Source organism: Bacillus cereus group sp. BfR-BA-01408 (assembly GCF_022663305.1).
In the GTDB taxonomy this organism is placed as follows: domain Bacteria; phylum Bacillota; class Bacilli; order Bacillales; family Bacillaceae_G; genus Bacillus_A; species Bacillus_A pacificus.
This window is the reverse complement of record NZ_JAKUFF010000274.1, coordinates 1-256: the sequence shown is the minus strand read 5'-3', so window position 1 is coordinate 256 and position 256 is coordinate 1. Positions and strand designations below refer to the sequence as shown.

Sequence of the window (256 nt, the reverse complement as noted above, 5' to 3'; positions counted from 1 at the left end):
GCTAATTTGCTTACTCCTACAGATAATGAGCCTAAACCGCCTGTTACTTGACTTGAACCGTCCGCTAATTGATTTATTCCACCTGCCATTTGATTTGCTCCTACAGATAATGTACCTAAACCACCTGTTACTTGGCTTGAGCCATCTGCTAATTGATTTGCTCCTTCAGATAATTGACCTAATCCTGCTGTCACTTTTCCAGAGCCACTTTGTAATTGCGTTACTCCATCAATTAATTGAACTGATCCATCTTTTA

Annotated in this window: 1 protein-coding gene; it reads right to left on the bottom strand. The window is 39.8% G+C overall.

Annotated features, from left to right (window positions below):
- Window positions 1-256: hypothetical protein (locus MR083_RS27280; protein WP_242270134.1), on the bottom strand; the 256-nt coding region annotated here is incomplete at both ends.